Genomic DNA, 425 nt, shown 5'->3' with positions numbered 1-425 from the left:
GATAAAAACCAAGAAGCACTTGCTACTCATTGGAATGGAACTACAAGTTCCCTCGGGAACCAACTCAGTTTGTTTACCGATCAAATTTCTCCAGCTATCTCTAACTGGGAAACACAAGTAAAAAGTTATAACGATTTCTATACTGCTTGGCAGGCAGAAGCAAGCCAACTAGAGGCAGATGCAGAGGCTCAGTATGTGCAGTCTCTCACAAATCTTGAGAAAGAAAAAACAGCATGGCTTGCCGCTATGGAGAAAGAACGTAATGATGGGATGACCCAGTGGACAAACCTTTACCAACAAGCAGGTCAGATGCAAAACCAATCTGATTATGTTAACTTTGTGAACAATGCAAATGCTACTGTAAATGGAGTTGGAACTGGGAATATTGCCACTAACACTAGTTATATTGTATCTAAATTTGACAA

1 protein-coding gene is annotated in these 425 nt (G+C 40.2%); it reads left to right on the top strand.

All coding sequences use genetic code 11. The features are described from left to right. A partial coding sequence (locus tag EHQ24_RS06750; protein ID WP_135600917.1) for a TIGR04388 family protein occupies nt 1–425 on the top strand: 425 nt, incomplete at both ends.

The sequence above is a fragment of the Leptospira noumeaensis genome, from assembly GCF_004770765.1.
GTDB classification, from domain to species: domain Bacteria; phylum Spirochaetota; class Leptospiria; order Leptospirales; family Leptospiraceae; genus Leptospira_A; species Leptospira_A noumeaensis.
This window is presented reverse-complemented; position numbering and strand designations above follow the sequence as displayed.